This is a genomic window from Demequina globuliformis, assembly GCF_000975155.1.
GTDB classification, from domain to species: Bacteria; Actinomycetota; Actinomycetes; order Actinomycetales; family Demequinaceae; genus Demequina; species Demequina globuliformis.
Genome location: NZ_BBRG01000006.1, coordinates 41,341 through 58,680, shown reverse-complemented (window position 1 = coordinate 58,680; position 17,340 = coordinate 41,341). Strand labels below are relative to the sequence as shown.

Sequence of the window (17,340 nt, the reverse complement as noted above, 5' to 3'; positions counted from 1 at the left end):
CACGAAGGCCCCCACCATTGCGGTGGGGGCCTTCGGCATTTCTGGACTGATGTGCTGGCCCGCGTTGGCGCGACATCAGGCACTTCCCCATGAGCCGTTCCTGTAACGTCGCACGCCCTCTGGCTGCCCTCGGTTGTGCGGCGCCGGCGAGTGGGCGGAGCGCCCGCGCGTATTTCCCTGAGCCGGGCACGTCGGGGCGCGCGGCGCTGAGCGTACGTCTAGATTGGAGGTCCGGGACTTCACAGCGATGTGGAGCCACGAACGCGATAGGCAGGGAAGCAATGAGCGCCAGCATCCACATTGTCCAGCCAGACGACTCGACGCGTCTGACCGAAATTGGCCAGCTGACGGCATTGGCATATTTGTCTGATGGGCTTGTCGATCAGGCACATCCGTACATCCCACAGCTCAAGGACGCGCGAGCGCGCGCTGAGGCCGCGGACCTGCTCATGATGACCAACGGTGCCGACGGGACGGGACCCGTCGTGGGCACCATCACAGTCGTACCGCCGGGCTCAGAGTTCGCGGAGCTGGCCGGAGACGACGAGTTCGAACTGCGGATGCTCGCGGTATCCCCGCTCGAGCGCGGCAGGGGGATTGGCGCGGAACTGACGCGCTACGCGATGGAACGCGCTGTCGACCACGGCGCGCGTCGGATTGTGCTGTCGACGATGGAATCCATGCACATCGCACACAAGCTCTACGAGAAGTTGGGCTTCGTGCGCCGCACGGACCTCGACTGGACCGTGATCGACAACGACGACGGCACTGTCACCAAGGTGACAGACGCGGAAGCAGGTGACACGGTCCGAGGTACGACCGCCATTCGCCTCTTGGGTTACTCGTGGGAGCCGGGTTCCGCACGGGCGTAGAGCCTGAGCGGGGTGGGCCGGACCCGCGCGCGCTACTAGACTTGCGGCCATGTCTTCCCTCGAACGTTCTGACGTGGCGCGCCTCGCGGCGCTGGCACGCATTGACATGACCGATGAGGACCTTGATCGCTTGTCCGGGCAGCTCGCTGCCATCGTGGACTCCGTGGCCAAGGTCGCCGAAGTAGCGGGCCAAGATGTGCCCGCTACGAGTCACCCCATTCCCATGAGCAACGTGCACCGCGAGGACGTCGTGCGCCCCTCCCTCAGCCAGGAGGCCGCGCTGTCGAGCGCGCCCGAGGCAGAAGACGGGCGCTTCCGCGTTCCCCAGATCCTTGGGGAGGAAGCATGACCGACTGGACCCGGGCATCGGCCGCTCACATGGTTGCCGCTCTCAAGAGCGGCGAGGTGACCTCCGTCGAGCTCACGCAAGCCCACCTCGATCGCATCGCAGCCGTGGACGGCGCCGTTCACGCCTTCCTTCACGTTGACGCCGAGGGCGCACTGGCCACCGCGCGCGACGTCGACGCGGCACGCGCCGCCGGCGAGGAACTCCCGGAGCTCGCAGGCGTACCCATCGCGGTCAAAGACATTCTGGTGACGCAGGGGATGCCCACCACTGCCGGTTCTAAGATCCTCGAAGGCTGGGAGCCGCAGTACGACGCGACTGTGACGCGCAAGCTGCGCGAGGCGCGCATGCCCATCCTTGGCAAGACCAACATGGACGAGTTCGCGATGGGCTCGTCCACCGAGCACTCCGGATACGGGCCTACCCACAACCCGTGGGACCTGGACCGCATTCCCGGCGGTTCGGGAGGCGGCTCGGCCGCCAGCCTGGCGGCATTCGAGGCGCCGCTGGCGATCGGATCTGACACCGGCGGGTCCATCCGGCAGCCGGCATCGGTCACCGCCACCGTGGGCGTGAAGCCCACCTACGGCGGCGTGTCCCGCTACGGCGCCATCGCCCTCGCGAGCTCGCTCGACCAACTGGGACCGTGTGCCCGCACCGTCGAAGATGCTGCGCTCTTGCACGAGGTCATGGGCGGCCACGACCCCATGGACGCCACCAGTCTCGATGAGCCCGTGCCGTCGTGTGTCGACGCCGCCCGCCAGGGGCGCGAGGGTGACCTTTCCGGAGTGCGCATCGGCGTCATCAAGGAACTTTCGGGCGAGGGATACCAAGCCGGAGTGGAAAGGCGCTTCCACGAGGGACTGGACAAGCTGAAGGCCCTAGGCGCAGAGGTCGTCGAGGTGTCATGCCCCTCCTTCCAGTACGCGCTCGCCGCCTACTACCTGATCCTTCCGTCAGAGGCATCGTCCAACCTCGCCAAGTTCGACTCCGTGCGCTTTGGCATGCGTGTGGAAAAGGGGACTGTCGAGCGGACCATGGCCGCCACCCGTGCAGAAGGGTTCGGCGATGAGGTCAAGCGCCGCATTATCCTTGGAACCTACGCGCTGAGCGCCGGCTACTACGACGCGTACTACGGGTCCGCGCAGAAGGTGCGCACGCTGATCCAGCGCGACTTCGCGGCCGCCTTCGAGCAGTGCGATGTGCTGGTGAGCCCCACCACGCCCACTACGCCGTTCAAGTTGGGCGAGCGCTTGGACGACCCTCTCGCGATGTACCTCAACGACGTCGCGACCATTCCAGCAAACCTTGCCGGCATTCCCGGCATGTCGCTGCCGTCAGGGCTGGCAGACGAGGACGGCCTCCCTGCCGGCTTCCAGATCCTCGCCCCCGCGCACGAAGACGCCCGCATGTACCGCATTGGCGCAGCGCTCGAGAAGGAGCTGGCCAAGGACTGGGGCGGCCCGTTGGCCGCGCAGGCCCCCGAGCTGGAGGTGTCCAAGTGAGCGCCATGACCTATGACAAGGCGATGGAGCAGTTCGACCCCGTCTTCGGCATCGAAGTCCACGTCGAACTGAACACCAAGACCAAGATGTTCTGCGGCTGCGCCAACGAGTTCGGCGCCGAGCCCAACACGCAGGTATGCCCCGTGTGTCTGGGCCTGCCAGGCTCCATGCCGGTGGTCAACGACAAGGCCGTCGAGTCCGCGATTCGACTGGGCCTGTCGCTTGGATGCTCGATCCGCGAGTCCAGCCGGTTTGCGCGCAAGAACTACTTCTACCCTGACCTCGCGAAGGACTACCAGATTTCGCAGTACGACGAGCCGACCTGCTTTGAGGGCAGCTTGGACGTGGTGCTGGATGACGGTGAGGTCTTCACCATCGGTATCGAGCGAGCGCACATGGAAGAGGACGCCGGCAAGAACACCCACGTGGGTGGCACCGGCGGCATCCAGGGCGCGTCGCACTCGTTGGTCGACTACAACCGTGGCGGCGTGCCGCTCGTGGAGATCGTCACGCATCCCATCACGGGTGCGGGCGCTCGCACCGCGGAGGTCGCGCGCGCCTATGTCGCCACCATTCGCGACATCGTGAAGGCGCTAGGCATCTCCGACGGGCGCATGGAGCAGGGATCTGTCCGCGCGGACGTCAACCTGTCCCTGCGTCCCAAGGCGGTCGCGGGCGAGGACCAGAACGCCGTGCCGTTCGGCAAGCGCTCCGAGACCAAGAACGTGAACTCGCTGCGCGCCATCGAACGCGCCATTCACTTCGAGGCCACACGCCAGGCGGACTTGCTTCTGGCTGGAGAGCCGGTGGTCCAGGAAACCCGTCACTGGCACGAGGACACGGGGTCGACGACGTCTGGCCGGTCAAAGGAACAGGCCGAGGACTACCGCTACTTCCCGGAGCCCGACCTCCTGCCCGTCGAGCCGTCGCGTGAGTGGGTCGAGGAACTCCGCGGGACTATCCCCGAGCACCCCGCCAAGATGCGTGCGCGTCTTAAGGAGGAGTGGGCCTTCTCCGATACCGATATGCGTGATGCCGTGAATGCGGATGCGCTGGACCTCATCGCTGCGAGCGTCGCGGCCGGCGCCAAGCCGCAGGCCGCACGCAAGTGGTGGATGGGAGAGCTTGCTCGTACCGCTAACGACCGGGGCGTGACGCTGCGCGATCTGCCGGTGACGCCGCAGGACGTGGCACAGCTGCAGGGCCTGGTGGATGAGGGCAAGATCAACGACAAGCTCGCTCGCCAGGCGCTCGAGGGTGTGCTGGCAGGGGAGGGCTCGCCCGCCGAGGTCGTGGAGTCGCGCGGGCTTGCGGTCGTGTCTGACGACTCCGCGCTCGAAGCGGCCGTCGACGAGGCACTCGCTGCCCAGCCCGACGTCCTTGCCAAGATCCAGGACGGGAAGGTCCAGGCTGCCGGCGCCATCGTGGGTGCAGTGATGAAGGCGACGCGCGGACAGGCGGATGCCGGTCGCGTGCGCGAGATCATCCTGCAGCGCGCAGGCGTAGAGGGCTAGGCGGGGACACCCCGCTGCCCTGCGACACTGCGAACCGCATAACGCCTGACACGCCGGGTCACGCGCCTCGAGGAGGTGGGTGACCCGGCGTGTCGCGTTGGGACAGGTTCCGAGCGCGCAGAGCAACACGGCCGGCGCGTGGGGAGGGCCGAAGGGTTGGCTGGCCGGGCTCCGCGTCCGCTCACCGCTGGAGTGGCACAAAACCTCCATTATAGCCGCGTAAAACAGCGAAATGGAGCCATTTGGCGTGGGGGTTAGCGTGCGAGGCGGGTGAGGAGGAGGACCTGGGCCACGATCATGCGCTCGATCTCCTCTGGGTCCACGCTCTCGTCGGAGGCGTGAATGCGCGACAGTGCGACGTCTTCCGGGCCCCACAACACAAACTCGGCTGCGGGCGAGGCGTGCTGGAGAGTCTGCAGCAGCGGGATGGACCCACCTGACCCTGCCTCGCTTGCCGTGGCCCCAAAGGCCTCCTCCATGGCAGCACGCGCCGCCGCGTAGCCGGGCCCCTCGGTGGGCACAGTGAAGGGATGGGCGGCCTTGATGCGCTGCACCTCCACCTGTGCACCCCAGGGGGCGTGGGTTTCGAGGTGGTGCACGAGCGCGTCGAGCTCCGCCTCCGGATCGCTGCCAGGGACAATGCGCATCGAGATCTTGGCGCTTGCGTGAGGGAGGATCACGTTGGATGACTCCGCGATCGACGTCGTGTCGATGCCGATCGCGTTGATCGACGGCTTGGACCACAGGCGGTCGGCGATGGTGCCGGTGCCGGTCAGGGACACGCCAGGAAGCAGGTCGGCGCCCGCACGGAAGTCCTCTTCTGTCATGTCAGACCCCGGCCAGGGCGCGCCGCTGACGCCTTCGACCGCGACATCGCCCGCGTCGTCGTGCAAGGTGGACAGGAGGCGAGCGAGCGCCATCATCGCGTCCGGGGCGGGGCCGCCGTAAACGCCGGAGTGCAGCGGATGGTCGAGCGTGCGGACCGTGACGGTGCAGGAGACGTCACCGCGCAGGGCGGTGGTCATGACGGGCTCGCCGACGCGCAGGTTGCCCATGTCCGCAATCACGAACAGGTCGCACTCGAACAGTTCTGGGTGCGCCTCGACGAATTCTTCGAGGTTGCTTTCCGTCTCCTCCATCCCTTCCACGATGATGCGCAGGGTGCAGGGGAAGTCGCCTTCGAACGCCCGCAGGGTGCCCAGCAGCGACACCAGGCCGGACTTGTCGTCCGCGGCCCCGCGACCGTAAATGCGGCCGTCGTCCTTGCGGGTCGGTGTCCAGGGGTCGGAGGTCCATCCCTGAGACTCGGGCGCGGGCTGAACGTCGTAGTGGGCGTACAGGACCACGGTCGGTGAGCCTTCAGGGCCGCGAACTTCGCCGTAGATGGGCGGGTAGCCGTGCGGGACGTCGGCCAGGTGGGCGTCAGGAATGCCGGCTTCGCGGATCAGTTCAAGGGTGCGTGCCGCCATCTGATGGACGGGCTCGGCGGGATAGCCGGGAAAGGCAATCGACGGGATGGCGATGAGTTCTTCCAGGTTGGCGATGACGCCTGGCATCAGTTCGCGGACGGTGGAGGCAACGTGGTCGGTCATCTCGGTAGCCTTTCATGTGGTGTGGTGACTAGAAGAACGCGCCGATGGCCGCGCCCGAGGCCACGGTCGTGACGACGAGCACCAGCATCGGGATAAAGAAACTGTGGTCAATGAGCTTGGTTCCCAGTTTGGTGGAGCCCGTGAGGTCAAAGTTGGCGGCGGCGATCTGAGGGCCGTTCGCGGGGAGTGTGTACACGCCTCCGAGCGCGCCGCCCCACATGCCCGTGATGATGCCCGGTGGGAGTCCAGCCGCGAGGCCGATGGGGACGATCGTGCGCGTGGCCGTCGACTGGCTGGTGGTCATCGCTGCCACGAGGAACACCGCGACCGCGAACAGGAACTTCCAGTCCGTGACCCACGAGCCCACGGTGGAGACAATGTAGTCCTCGTGGGCCTCGATGAACGTGGCGGTCAACCAGGCGATGCCGAACAGCGCGATCGCGGAGATCATGCCGGCCTTGAACACCGATTGCCCGGGGACCGAATCGACCTTGGGCCGGCCCACGAACATGATCACTGCTGCGGCGACCAGCATGACCAGCACGATGGTCACCGTCATGCTGACGGACGTGGTCTCTCCGTCGACGGTGAACGACGGACGTAGGTCGGGGAAGAGGCCGAACACGACGATCGTCGCCACTCCCAGCAAAAACGCGAGCGCAGCATTGCGCCCGCGCGAGGTGTACGTCAGGTGGGCCGATGCGCCGCTTGAGTGGGCATCGGCCGTGGGAGCGGGTAGCGCTCCCGAGGCGATGCGCGCCTGGATCTCAGGGTCGTCGTCCATGTCGCGCCACATCCGGTTCACGACGAACGAAGTGACGAGTATGCCGATCACGCACGACGGGAACGTGATGGCGAGGATTTTTCCTAGGCCGAGGTTGTATGGCGCGACATCGGTGAGCGTCAGCATCGCCGCCATGGCCGCTGACACAGGCGACGCCGCGAGGGCGATGCCGGACTGCACGACCGTGACGGTCAACGGGCGCGCGGGTCGGATGCGATTGCGGTAGGAGACGTCGTAGATGACCGGTAGCAGCGGATAGATGATGTTGCCGGTGCCTGCTCCCACGGAGAAGAGGAAGGCGGTCAGCGGCGCGAGGAAAGTGATCTGGCGAGGGCGGCGCTCAATGACCCGGGCTGCCATGGCGACCATCCAGTCAATCCCGCCGGCGGCCTGCATGAGAGCGGCCGCGGTCACGACGCCAAGAATGATCGCGATCGCGTCCGTTGGTGGCTCGCCCGGGGCCTCGCCAAAGACGAAGATGAGCACGAACGTGCCGACGCCGCCCCACACGCCGACCCCAATGCCGCTGGCGCGCGTTCCCATCACGATGGCGCCGAGCACCACCATGACTTCGAGGATAAAGATGACGTCCACGTCGTTGTCCCGTCCCCTCCGCTCACCGCGAAGTGTGCGGTTTACCTGTGAGGACGAGCCTAACGGCGGCGACGGATTGCTGCTGAGCGAGCGCGCGGTGGGCGTGCGCCGCGCCATCGTTGGCGCACGCCCACCGGCCGCTAGGAGAGCGTCACCTCCGTGAGGCGGGCCGATGCCGTGGTCACCTCGTGGACGTCGCCGGTCAGGACGAGCGATGCGAGCGCGCGGCGCTCGCCCGCATGCCCTGTCCACAACTCGATGTCGCCAGGTTCCACGACCCGGCGATAGGTGCGGTCGCTGAGCGCGAGTCGCGCGGTGGGGACGCGGAACTCCACGGTGCGTTCCTCACCGGCGGCCAGTGGAACACGGGCGAATCCGAGCAATTGCGCCACCGGCCGGGTGACGGAGCCTTTGACGTCGTGGCCATACAACTGGACGACTTCGACGCCGTCGCGGTCGCCCGTGTTAGTGACCACCACCTGGGCGGTTACGACGCCGTCGGTGGTGGTGTTGGCGGTCGTCAGATCGCGGTGCGAGAACGTGGTGTACGACAGCCCGTGGCCAAAGGGAGCCACCGGTGACGACGCTAGGTTTGACACCTCGCCGTCACCGCCCAGCGGCGGGTGCAGGTAGGTGTACGGCTGCGCTCCCGCCGCGCGCGGAAGCGACAGCGGCATGCGGCCCGACGGGTTCACCGTGCCGGACAGAACCCTCGCGATCGCCCCCGCGCCCTCCTCACCTGGGAAGAACGCCTGGACGACGGCGGCGCACCGGTCGAGCGCCCACCCCACGGAGTACGGGCGACCGGTCACCATCACCAAGACCACAGGCGTCCCGGTAGCGAGAACGGCCTCGACGAGTTCGCGTTGCACGCCGGGCAGCTCCAGGCTGTCGGTGTCGCAGCCTTCTCCGGAGGTGCCGCGTCCAAAGAGCCCGGCCTGGTCGCCCACGACAAGGACCGCGGTGTGGGCGCTCGCGGCGGCAGCAACGGCCTCATCGAATCCTGAGCGGTCGTCGCTGTCGACGTCGCATCCGCGAGCGGCCACGACGGTGCCAGTCAGTTCCTCTCGCAGCGCGGCGAGGATCGTAGGCGCCTCGATTCCGAGGGCGATGCCTGGGCGCTGAGCGAGGACGTGATTGGCGAAGGAGTAGCAGCCAAACAGTGCTGCGTACCGGTCAGCGTTGGGCCCAATGACCGCCGTGGTGCGCGACGGATCGCCAGCAAGCGGCAAGGTGCCATCGTTGGAGACCAGCACCACGGACTCCTCCGCAAGTTGGCGTGCCACCTCACGGTGCGCAGGCGAGTCGAGGTCAATGCCGGTGGGCGGTGCGTCGTCGAAGCGGGCGTCGAGCAAGCCCAACCGCTCCTTCTGACGCAGGACGCGAGCGAGCGCGCGGTCCACGAGCGCTACGTCGACGGCGCCATCCTCGACGGCTGTCTTGAGCGGCGCCAGGTAGGCGTCACCGGTAGGCAGCTCGACGTCGACTCCTGCGGCCAGCGCGAGTGCGGCGGCCTCGCCTAGATCGTCTGCCACGGCGTGGAGCAAGTGGAGGAACGCGACCCCAAAGTAGTCAGCGACCACGGTGCCCTCGAATCCCCAGCGGTCGCGCAACAGCTCCGTCAGCAAGGTGGCATCGGCAGCGACGGGAACGCCGTCGATCTCCGCATACGAGTGCATGACCGACTGCGCGCCGCCGTCCAGAAGTGCCATCTCGAACGGGATCAGCAGCACGTCCTGGACCTCACGTCTGCCCGCGTGAACCGGCGCAAAGTTGCGTCCCGCTTGCGAGGCCGAGTAGCCCACAAAGTGCTTGAGGGTGGCGTCGACGCCCTGGGACTGCACGCCGCGGACGTACCCCGTTCCCAGCGCTCCCACAAGGTACGGATCCTCACCGATGGATTCCTCGACGCGCCCCCAGCGTGGATCGCGCACCACGTCGAGGACGGGGGCGAGCCCCTGGTGGATGCCGAGCTCGCGCATGGAGCCGCCGATCAGCTGACCCATCCGCTCGACCAGCTCCGCATCGAAGGAGGCGCCCCAGGCCGGGGGAGCGGGGAACGTGGCCGCCTTCCACGCGGATAAGCCAGTGAGGCACTCCTCGTGGACAATCGCGGGGATGCCGTGGCGGGTGTTGTCCACGAGCCACCGCTGGCGCTCCCATACCCACGCGGCGCGCTCGTCTGGCTCGACGGGATTGGTGCCATAGGCACGCGTGATGTGCCCCAGGCCATGCTGCATGGCGTCGGCTACCGGGCCAGTGTGGGCGAGTTCGCCCTGCAGTGGCGCGACGGCGTCGCCTTCTTCGCCTTCCCAAAAGCCCACCAACTGCGCGAGCTTCTCGTCCAGCGTCATCGAGGCAATCAGGTCGCGTACGCGACCGTCGTCGAGGTCGCCAACTGGGGGACGGGCATCGGCCCCCTGGGCGCTGAGCGAGGCGCGTGCCTGCGTGTCTGTCATCGCACTATCCCTTCACCGCGCCGGTCAGGCCGTCGACAATCCTGCGCTCCATCACCAGGAAGAAGATGAGCGCGGGAATCATCGCCAGTGACGTGTAGGCCATGATCAACGTGGTCGCGGACGCGTACTGGCCCTGGAACGTGGTGATTCCCAAAGGCAGCGTCATGCCGCGCGGGTCACCGGTCAGGAGCAGCAGCGGCAGCAGGTACGCATTCCACGACGCGATGAATGCCAGCACGCCCACTGTGACCATGCCGGGCTTGGCCAGCGGCAACAGCATGCGCCAGAAGAACCCGATGCGGCTGACGCCGTCCATAAACGCCGCCTCCTCCAGCTCCGTCGGGAGAGCGCGCAGGAACGGCCGCAAGATGATGATGGTCATGGGCAGACCGAACGCGATCTGCGGAATGATCAGCCCTGGCAGCCCGCTGAGGCCAAGGTCGCGCAGCAGCAGGTACAGCGGGAGCACTGCGACCGTGAGCGGGAACATCAAGCCGGTCGTGAACATCAAGAAGATGCCCTCACGACCGCGAAAGCGGTAGCGGGCGAGCGGGTAGGCCGCCATGGTTCCGAAGAGGACCACTCCGGCGGTGGTCAACGTCGCGACCAGGAGCGAGTTCGCGGCCTGGCGCCAGAAGATGTCCGTCGTGAGGATGTTGCCGTAGTTCGACCACATGATGGGGTCGGGAATCCCGGTCGGGTTGGTCGACAAGTCCTGCTGGGTACGTAGGCCACCAACGACCAGGTAGATGATCGGGCCAAGGGTCACGGCGACACCGATGAGGGCGACGCCGATCGACAGGTACACGGACCGGTCCGACGAACGCTTCTCGCCCTTGGCGTAGCGGCGGTGCGGCGGGGAGACGGGGCGCTGCGGCGCGGTCGCGGGGGAACTGGTGGCGGTCATGCCTGCTTCACCTTCTTGGGACGGTCGGCGTTGTCGCGGCGCAAGACCACGAGCATGTAGAACGAGGCGACGGCGAAGGACAGCAAAAACATGATGACGGCGATGGCTGAGCCGAATCCCCAGTCGGAGCGGAAGAAGCCAATCTGCATCATGTATGTCGCGATCGTTGAGTACTGTCCCGTGGTGCCGCCCTGGTTGAGGACCCACACCATGTCGAACAGTTGGATGGACCCAATGAGGGACAGGAACACCCAGATGCGGATAGTGGGCGCAATGAGCGGAATGTTGATGCGCCACTGGGTCTGCCACCAGGAGGCGCCATCGATAGAGGCCGCGTCCTGGAGTTCCTGGGGGACGCCGGACAGGCCAGCGAGGAACAAGATGACGGCGAGCCCAATGTACTTCCAGGTGATGATGAAGAACACGGTCCAGAAGCCCCAGGTCTGGTCCTCCAGCCACCCCCCAGCGGGCGGGTTGAGGCCCACGGCCTGAACCAACCGGGTGGCGACGCCGTTGGGGTCAAAGATGATGAGCCACATGATGCCGGCGATCACTTCGCTCAGCACGTAGGGCGCGAACATGATGACGCGCACGCTCGCACGGCCTGGGAAGCGGCGGTTGAGCACGAGCGCAATGAGCAGGCCCAGCGGCAGCTGGATCAGCAGCGACAGCACCAGGATCGCAATGGTGTGCGAGAAAGCGGCCTGGAACGGTTCGGTGTAGGCCGTCATGAACGCGCTCTTGGTGGCCGGGTCGGTACCGCCAAAGAGGGCTCGTGCGTAGTTTTCGAAGCCAATGAAGGTCGCATCCGAGAACTGCTCGACGCCGTTCCACTGGTACAGGCTGTACCGGGCGGCGGAGATGACCGGATAGACGACGAAGGTCAGAAACAGGACCAGGGCGGGGCCGAGGAACAGCGTGAGCTCGGCCCACATGCGCAGCTTGGCCTTGCGGGGGTTCGGGGTGACGGGCGTGTGCGGGGCGTCACCCGCCGCCGCCGAAGCGGCGGCGGCGGGGACGGTACCCGTGCCCGAGGTCTCCAGTGCAGTCACGTCAGGAGATCTCGCTTTCAGGGGGTAGTGCGGAAAGGACGGGTCACTGGGTGGCGGCGGCAGCCGTCATGAGATCCACGGTGTTCTGCGGGTCTCCGGTGCCGGCAAACTGGGCGGTGACGCCGTCGTTCAGCGCACCTCCCACGTTCTGTCCCAGCAGGGTGTCCAGCCACAGCTGCACGTAGGCGGCGTCAGAGGAGGTCTGCGCGATCTCCTGCAAAACGGGGTCAGTGATGGCGTCCGTGGCGGCGGGAGCCACGGGGAGGCCACCCACTGCCTCGACAAAGCCACGCTGCACGTCGTCGCTGACGAGGTAGGACAGGAACTGTGCGCACTCAGCGGGGGCGTCGACGTAGCAAGAGAAGCCGTCGCCGCCGCCCATCGATGCGGAGGGGTCGCCCTCGCCTGAGGACGTCGCGGGCATGGGGAACCAGTCCAGGTCCTCGTGCAGGGCCGCGATGCCCTCGTCGGTGCCGTCGGTGAAGCCCTCATAGACGAAGTAGTTCCACTGGCCCATGAGTTCCATGGCGGCCTCAGCGTTGGCGACAAGGCCAGCGGAGGACGTCGCGCCGGTCTGCGCCACGGTGGAGGTGTACTGGTCTTGGAAGGGCTCCGTGCCGAGGAAGTCCTCAAGCTGCTGACCGGCATCCAGCCAGCAGGGGTCGGAGAAGTCCAGCGCCGACGTCGCCGACGACATGGTGTCGGGTGAGCACGAACGCAGGGCGAAGTTGTACCACCAGTGTGCGGCGGGCCACTTGTCAGCTGCGCCTACAGCGATGGGCGTGATGTCGGCGTCCTTGAGCTTCTGCACGGCGTCGTTCAGTTCGTCCATCGTGGTCGGTTCACCGTCGATGCCTGCTTCTTCGAACAGGCTGGGGCGGTACCAGATGCCTTCCACGGCGAACTGGAACGGCACACCGTACGTGGTGCCGTCTGCCTGCCAGGGTGCGACGGCGCCGCCCAGCCGGCTGATGTCCTCCGCCAAGGGTTCCGACAGGTCCATGAGGTAACCGGCCTGAGCCTGGTCGGCGAGTTCGCCGCCGCCCCATTGCTGGAAGATGTCGGGGGCGTCGCCGGACTGCAGAGCCGTGGGAATGCGAGTGCGCTGCAGGTCCTCGTTCTGGATCTGCTCGATCTCGATGGTGACGTTGGGGTGTTCAGCCGTGAAATCAGCTGCCACCTTGTCCCAGTAGTCGCCCAGCGAGTTCTCGCCGGTGTCTCCTGCCACGCCGTTGTGCCACCAGGTGAGGGTGACGGGTTCGTCTCCGCCGCCTTGAGCGGTGGATGAGCCCTCCGGCGCGGAGGAGGTGTCGGGGGAGTCTCCGTCGGAGCTACATGCAGTGAGCAGGAGCGCCGCGGAGGCGAACGCGAGGGTCGCGGTCGCGATGCGGGATCGGGTCATTGTTCGGTTCCTCTCAGTCTTCGTTGACTCGTCGAACACGTTGAGTGTGGCCCAGTCGAAACGCTGTGTCAATCGTTATCGATAACGTTTTCGACACGGAAGTGCGAAGCGCTACTATCGGGGCATGGAACCTCGACGGCGCGTGAAGCTCTCCGACGTGGCGCAGCGCGCTGGGGTGTCGGTGGCCACGGTCTCGAAAGTGGTCAACGGCCGTTACGGCGTCTCGAAGGAGACCGTCGCGGCCGTGCAGCAGGTGATTGACGAGCTTGGTTACGCCGGCAATCTCTCCGCGTCCTCGCTGCGCGCGCAACAGACTCACGTGCTGGGAGTCCTGGTGGCAGACTTTGAGCCGTTCTCCGCGGAGCTGCTCAAGGGGGCCGCGCGGGCGGCGCACGGCTCCGGGTATGAGGTGTTGTCGCATTCGGGCGGTGACCGCCACGGCTGGGAGCGGCGGTCGCTGTCGAGACTGGGCGGCACGCTCATTGACGGTGCGGTGATCGTGACGCCCACTGTGCTGGACACCGAGGACATTGTCCCGGTCGTCGCCATTGACCCTCACTACGGTCCTAACCGCCTGCCCACCATCGATGTCGACAACTTCGAGGGCGCCGAGCGGGCCACGGACTACCTGCTAGGTCTGGGGCACCGCCGCATCGCATTCCTGGGCGGGCGCAACGAACTTGACTCGTCTCACCTGCGTGAGGCCGGGTACCGTCACGCGCACGCCGAGGCCGGGGTCGAGGTCGATGCCTCGCTGATCATCGAGACACGCTATGCGCCGGAGCTCGCCGCAGAGGCCACTCGCGAACTGCTGAGCCTGCCAGAGCCTCCCACTGCGATCCAGGGCGCCAACGACCTCACCGCGTTGGCCGCCATGGAGGTGGCAACAGAGATGGGGTTTGACGTTCCCGGTGACCTGTCGATCATGGGCTTTGATGACATCCCAGAGGCAGGCCTTGCCACCCCCGCATTGACAACGGTGCGCCAGCCGTTGCAGGCGATGGGCGCGGCCGCCATGCGCATGTTGCTTGACCGGATTGAGGGCCGTGAACACGACGCCCATGTGCGTTTGGCCACGGAACTGATCGAGCGCGCTAGTTGCGCTCGGCCGCGCGGCTGAGCGGGAGATGGCGGGTACCGCGGTGGTTCACCGTGGCCGGAGGGCAGTGGCAGACTCGATCTCATGATCACTGTTTCTGTCCCTGACCAGGCTGTGGCCGATGCCGTGGGTCACGTAGGCGACGGCGCGCGCGTCATTGTGTGGGACCCGGCGACGGCCGATGCCCCCGAGGCTGAGCGCGAGCGCATCACGCTGGCGTGCCTGGCCCACCGGACGGGCGGGCGGCGCGTGTACGGGCGACTAGCCGACCTGCCGAACCTCGCGGCCATTCAGATCCCCTCCGCTGGGTACGAACACGCGTTGCCGTTCCTTCCCGACGGCGTCGCCCTGTGCAATGCGCGTGGCGTGCACGACACCCGCACGGCAGAGATGGCACTGCTGCTCACCCTTGCGAGCCAGCGTGCCCTCCCGCAGTTCATCGATGCACAGGCGCGTGCGACGTGGGAGCCGTATGAGACGGCGCCGTCGCTCGCCGACACGCGCGTGCTCGTGGTCGGCTATGGGTCGATCGGCACCGCGATTGGCGCGCGCATGCGGGCGTGCGAGGCGCAGGTCGAGGGCGTTGCTCGATCCGCCCGCACCGCCCCGGATGGCGTCACAGTCCACGCCGCAGCGGACCTGCCGGCATTGCTGCCGTACTTTGACGTCGTGGTCATTGTGACCCCGCATGACGACAGCACGCACAGCCTCGTGGACCGCGCTTTCTTGGCTGCGATGCCGGACGGTGCGTTGCTGGTGAATGTTGGCCGCGGGGCCGTGGTGGACACGGACGCGCTGCTCGCAGAGACCTCGACCGGACGGCTACGTGCGGCCCTCGACGTCGTGGACCCCGAGCCGCTCCCGGATGGACACCCCTTGTACACGTCTCCCGGGGTGATCCTCACGCCGCACGTGGCGGGCTTTGCCCAACTGACGGACCGTCGCTATGTCGACCTCGTCCACCGGCACATCGCGTCATTCACCGCAGGGGAGGGACCCGTCAACCGCGTGGCCTGACGCGCGAGCCCACGCGTTGACCTCCGCCGCGCCCATGCTCTGCCACTAGCGGGCGCCTGAATCCTTCGCGCGTTGGTGGAGTTCGAGGGTGTGGGCGCGGGCCTCCTTGTGATCCACCATGGGCGCGGGGTACTCGGGGGTGTCGATCTCCGGCACCCATCGCTCGATGTAGCGCCGCTGGGGGTCGAACTTGTCCGCCTGCGTTGACGGGTTGAAGATTCTAAAGAACGGCGATGCGTCCCGGCCGGTGCCGGCCACCCACTGCCAATTGAGCTGATTCTGGGAGTGGTCGTAGTCCATCAGGGTGCGTCGGAAGTGGTTCGCGCCGCGCTGCCACGGAATCAGGAGATCCTTCACGAGGAAGCTCGCGACCACCATGCGGACGCGGTTGTGCATCCAGCCTGTGTGCTGGAGCTGACGCATGCCGGCATCGACCAACCCAAACCCGGTGCGGCCGTCGCGCCAGGCCACGAAGGCCTCGTCGGCTTCGCGGCCCGTGACCCAGTCACCCTCCGCGAGCACGGGGCGCAGCGACGCGCGCCGCGCGTCGGGGTAGTGGTGCAGGACGTCGGCGTGAAACTCGCGCCAAGCAAGTTCGGACTCGAAGACCCTGGCGCCGTCGCCGTCGATGCGCGCGGTGCGTGCCAGCACGGTGCGGGGATGCACTTGGCCGTACGCCAGTGGCACCGACAGATGCGAGGTGCGATCCAGGTCAGGCCTGTCCCGGTCGGTGCCATAGGTGGCGATGTCTGAATCGAGGAAATCGTCGAGCGCGGCGAGGATGCGGTCCTCGCGGAACTCGGGGGTGCTGACTAGCGGGTCGTTGGTGTCGCCGTGGGCCGCACGTTGGTCGAGGTCAATGTCGTCTGCATGCGGACCCCAGGCCTCGAGCGCATCCAGGTTCGGCGCCGCCGCCGGGGCGCGCCACCCGTGTTGGCGCCAGGCGTCACGAAAGGGAGTGAAGACCTTGTACTCGGTGCCGTCTGCCTTGACGACCCGCCCAGGGGCTACCGCGTACGGAGAGCCCACGAAGCGCAACTCGCGTCCGTCGGCCCTCAGCGCAGCCGCCACGGCCTCTTGCTCGGCGACGCCCGCAGGGCTGTACTCCTTCGCGGCGAACACCACGGTCGCGCCGGCCTCCTGCGCGGCCTGGGACACGACATCGGCCGCGTCCCCCTTGCGTACCGCAAGCGACCCGCCCAAACCATCGCGCAACTGCCACAGCACGCGCGCCAGATGAGCGGTGCGTCGTCCAGACCACCGGTGCAGCGCCGGCGTCCACGCGAACACGGCGCGCGCACGCCCGGTGGCGGTGGCGTCGACCAAGGCAGGGTTGTCGGTGACGCGCAGGTCGCGACGTGCCCACCACAGGGCGGTTTCCGAAGTCATGCCTGCACCAACAGCAACGGCCGCCCGGGTGTTCCCGAACGGCCGCTGCCTGGGGGTGGCGTGGCGCGAGGATGTCGCGTCGCACGCCGATGAGCGCTGTGCCTGTGGAGGGGGTGGTCACAGGCGCGCCCACGCCTAGAAGAAAATGTTACGCGTTCACCGAGGCGAACTGGTTCACGTGCTCCACCGCAGCGTTGACGAAGTTGGACAGCACTGCCTGCTGGGCCTCGTCCTGCAGCGAGCCGTCGGCGCCAAAGGAGTCAGCGGCGAAGTGGAAGAAGGTCTCGGGCTGGCCCATCGTGGGGGCGTTGAAGTGGCCCAAGATGGCGCGCAGGTGCTGCTGTGCCGCCGCGGTTCCGACGGCAGAGATCGAGGCGCCCATGATGGCGGTCGGCTTCCCAGTGAAGGAGTTCTGACCCCAGGGGCGGGCGGCCCAGTCCAGAGCGTTCTTGAGGGCGCCGGGAAGCGAGCGCGAGTACTCGGGGGTGACGATGATGATGCCGTCAACCGACTCGACCTGGTTCTTGAACTCCGTCGCGGCCTCGGGCCATGCGCCGTCGAGCTCGTAGTTGTACAGGGGCAGGTCCTTGATCTCGATGAACACGAACTCGACGTCGGAGTCCGTCACGAGCGAGGGCAGGACGTTGGCGACGGTGCGGTTGATAGAGGCCTCGGCGATGGAGCCGACGATGATGCCGATGCGGGGCATGGTGGAGTCCTTTCGGAAGAAGTCAGGGGATGGCCGCCGTCATCCATGGCGGCGCCATGGACAACAATACGTGACTCCTCAACTATTCCCAACGCATCT

Annotated in this window: 14 protein-coding genes; 6 read left to right on the top strand and 8 right to left on the bottom strand. The window is 66.9% G+C overall.

Features of this window, described 5'->3' with window-relative positions; translation table 11 throughout:
- Positions 1-281 precede the first annotated feature (281 nt).
- From AOP75_RS12290 to gatB, 4 genes are read left to right on the top strand one after another with little or no spacing between them, the layout of a single operon-like run.
- A complete protein-coding gene (locus tag AOP75_RS12290; RefSeq protein WP_083966971.1) occupies positions 282-872 on the top strand; it encodes a GNAT family N-acetyltransferase in 591 nt (196 codons plus the stop codon).
- A 49-nt stretch (positions 873-921) separates the two neighbouring features.
- Positions 922-1,221, top strand: coding sequence for an Asp-tRNA(Asn)/Glu-tRNA(Gln) amidotransferase subunit GatC (gene gatC, locus AOP75_RS12285; RefSeq protein ID WP_062079384.1), 300 nt, complete (start codon positions 922-924; stop codon positions 1,219-1,221).
- Positions 1,218-2,723 carry an Asp-tRNA(Asn)/Glu-tRNA(Gln) amidotransferase subunit GatA gene (gene gatA / locus AOP75_RS12280; RefSeq protein WP_062079383.1) on the top strand — a complete coding sequence of 502 codons (1,506 nt, stop codon included), beginning with the start codon at positions 1,218-1,220 and terminating at the stop codon, positions 2,721-2,723. The genes gatC and gatA overlap by 4 nt, the downstream gene beginning before the upstream one ends.
- A 5-nt stretch (positions 2,724-2,728) precedes the next feature.
- On the top strand, positions 2,729-4,237 hold the full coding sequence (gene gatB, locus AOP75_RS12275) for an Asp-tRNA(Asn)/Glu-tRNA(Gln) amidotransferase subunit GatB (RefSeq protein ID WP_062079388.1): 1,509 nt from the start codon (positions 2,729-2,731) through the stop codon (positions 4,235-4,237).
- Between the two features lie 254 nt (positions 4,238-4,491).
- On the opposite strand, the gene AOP75_RS12270 is transcribed toward gatB, so the two are convergent.
- From AOP75_RS12270 to AOP75_RS12245, 6 genes are all read right to left on the bottom strand, one after another.
- Positions 4,492-5,829: a M20/M25/M40 family metallo-hydrolase gene (locus tag AOP75_RS12270; protein WP_062079382.1), complete on the bottom strand. Its 1,338-nt coding sequence runs from the start codon at positions 5,827-5,829 to the stop codon at positions 4,492-4,494.
- A 28-nt stretch (positions 5,830-5,857) separates the two neighbouring features.
- Positions 5,858-7,207 (bottom strand): anaerobic C4-dicarboxylate transporter family protein, encoded by a 1,350-nt coding sequence (locus tag AOP75_RS12265; protein WP_062079381.1) that lies wholly within the window; start codon positions 7,205-7,207, stop codon positions 5,858-5,860.
- 140 nt (positions 7,208-7,347) lie between these two features.
- On the bottom strand, positions 7,348-9,666 hold the full coding sequence (locus AOP75_RS12260) for a beta-xylosidase/alpha-l-arabinosidase (protein ID WP_062079380.1): 2,319 nt from the start codon (positions 9,664-9,666) through the stop codon (positions 7,348-7,350).
- Positions 9,667-9,670: 4 nt separating this feature from the next.
- Positions 9,671-10,573, bottom strand: a complete 903-nt coding sequence (locus AOP75_RS12255) for a carbohydrate ABC transporter permease (RefSeq protein WP_062079379.1) — start codon at positions 10,571-10,573, stop codon at positions 9,671-9,673.
- Positions 10,570-11,625, bottom strand: a complete 1,056-nt coding sequence (locus tag AOP75_RS12250; RefSeq protein WP_062079378.1) for a carbohydrate ABC transporter permease — start codon at positions 11,623-11,625, stop codon at positions 10,570-10,572. The genes AOP75_RS12255 and AOP75_RS12250 overlap by 4 nt, the downstream gene beginning before the upstream one ends.
- Before the next feature lie 43 nt (positions 11,626-11,668).
- Positions 11,669-13,027 (bottom strand): ABC transporter substrate-binding protein, encoded by a 1,359-nt coding sequence (locus AOP75_RS12245; RefSeq protein ID WP_062079377.1) that lies wholly within the window; start codon positions 13,025-13,027, stop codon positions 11,669-11,671.
- Between the two features lie 124 nt (positions 13,028-13,151).
- Here AOP75_RS12245 and AOP75_RS12240 point away from each other — a divergent pair, with 124 nt between their 5' ends.
- Together AOP75_RS12240 and AOP75_RS12235 are read left to right on the top strand one after the other, a co-directional pair.
- On the top strand, positions 13,152-14,147 hold the full coding sequence (locus AOP75_RS12240) for a LacI family DNA-binding transcriptional regulator (RefSeq protein WP_062079376.1): 996 nt from the start codon (positions 13,152-13,154) through the stop codon (positions 14,145-14,147).
- A gap of 63 nt (positions 14,148-14,210) precedes the next feature.
- Positions 14,211-15,143 (top strand): 2-hydroxyacid dehydrogenase, encoded by a 933-nt coding sequence (locus tag AOP75_RS12235; RefSeq protein ID WP_062079375.1) that lies wholly within the window; start codon positions 14,211-14,213, stop codon positions 15,141-15,143.
- Between the two features lie 45 nt (positions 15,144-15,188).
- On the opposite strand, the gene AOP75_RS12230 is transcribed toward AOP75_RS12235, so the two are convergent.
- On the bottom strand, positions 15,189-16,532 hold the full coding sequence (locus tag AOP75_RS12230) for a cryptochrome/photolyase family protein (protein WP_062079374.1): 1,344 nt from the start codon (positions 16,530-16,532) through the stop codon (positions 15,189-15,191).
- A 148-nt stretch (positions 16,533-16,680) separates the two neighbouring features.
- The gene (locus AOP75_RS12225; protein WP_062079373.1) at positions 16,681-17,241 is read right to left on the bottom strand and encodes an NADPH-dependent FMN reductase; all 561 of its coding nucleotides are present in this window, start codon (positions 17,239-17,241) and stop codon (positions 16,681-16,683) included.
- Between the last annotated feature and the right edge of the window lie 99 nt (positions 17,242-17,340).

Excerpts from the sequence above, each read along its gene's own strand:
- AOP75_RS12290 (WP_083966971.1), top strand. The coding sequence starts at position 282 with ATGAGCGCCAGCATCCACATTGTCCAGCCAGACGACTCGACGCGTCTG.
- gatC (WP_062079384.1), top strand. The coding sequence starts at position 922 with ATGTCTTCCCTCGAACGTTCTGACGTGGCGCGCCTCGCGGCGCTGGCA.
- gatA (WP_062079383.1), top strand. The coding sequence starts at position 1,218 with ATGACCGACTGGACCCGGGCATCGGCCGCTCACATGGTTGCCGCTCTC.
- gatB (WP_062079388.1), top strand. The coding sequence starts at position 2,729 with ATGACCTATGACAAGGCGATGGAGCAGTTCGACCCCGTCTTCGGCATC.
- AOP75_RS12270 (WP_062079382.1), bottom strand. The coding sequence starts at position 5,829 with ATGACCGACCACGTTGCCTCCACCGTCCGCGAACTGATGCCAGGCGTC.
- AOP75_RS12260 (WP_062079380.1), bottom strand. The coding sequence starts at position 9,666 with ATGACAGACACGCAGGCACGCGCCTCGCTCAGCGCCCAGGGGGCCGAT.
- AOP75_RS12255 (WP_062079379.1), bottom strand. The coding sequence starts at position 10,573 with ATGACCGCCACCAGTTCCCCCGCGACCGCGCCGCAGCGCCCCGTCTCC.
- AOP75_RS12245 (WP_062079377.1), bottom strand. The coding sequence starts at position 13,027 with ATGACCCGATCCCGCATCGCGACCGCGACCCTCGCGTTCGCCTCCGCG.
- AOP75_RS12240 (WP_062079376.1), top strand. The coding sequence starts at position 13,152 with ATGGAACCTCGACGGCGCGTGAAGCTCTCCGACGTGGCGCAGCGCGCT.
- AOP75_RS12235 (WP_062079375.1), top strand. The coding sequence starts at position 14,211 with ATGATCACTGTTTCTGTCCCTGACCAGGCTGTGGCCGATGCCGTGGGT.
- AOP75_RS12230 (WP_062079374.1), bottom strand. The coding sequence starts at position 16,532 with ATGACTTCGGAAACCGCCCTGTGGTGGGCACGTCGCGACCTGCGCGTC.
- AOP75_RS12225 (WP_062079373.1), bottom strand. The coding sequence starts at position 17,241 with ATGCCCCGCATCGGCATCATCGTCGGCTCCATCGCCGAGGCCTCTATC.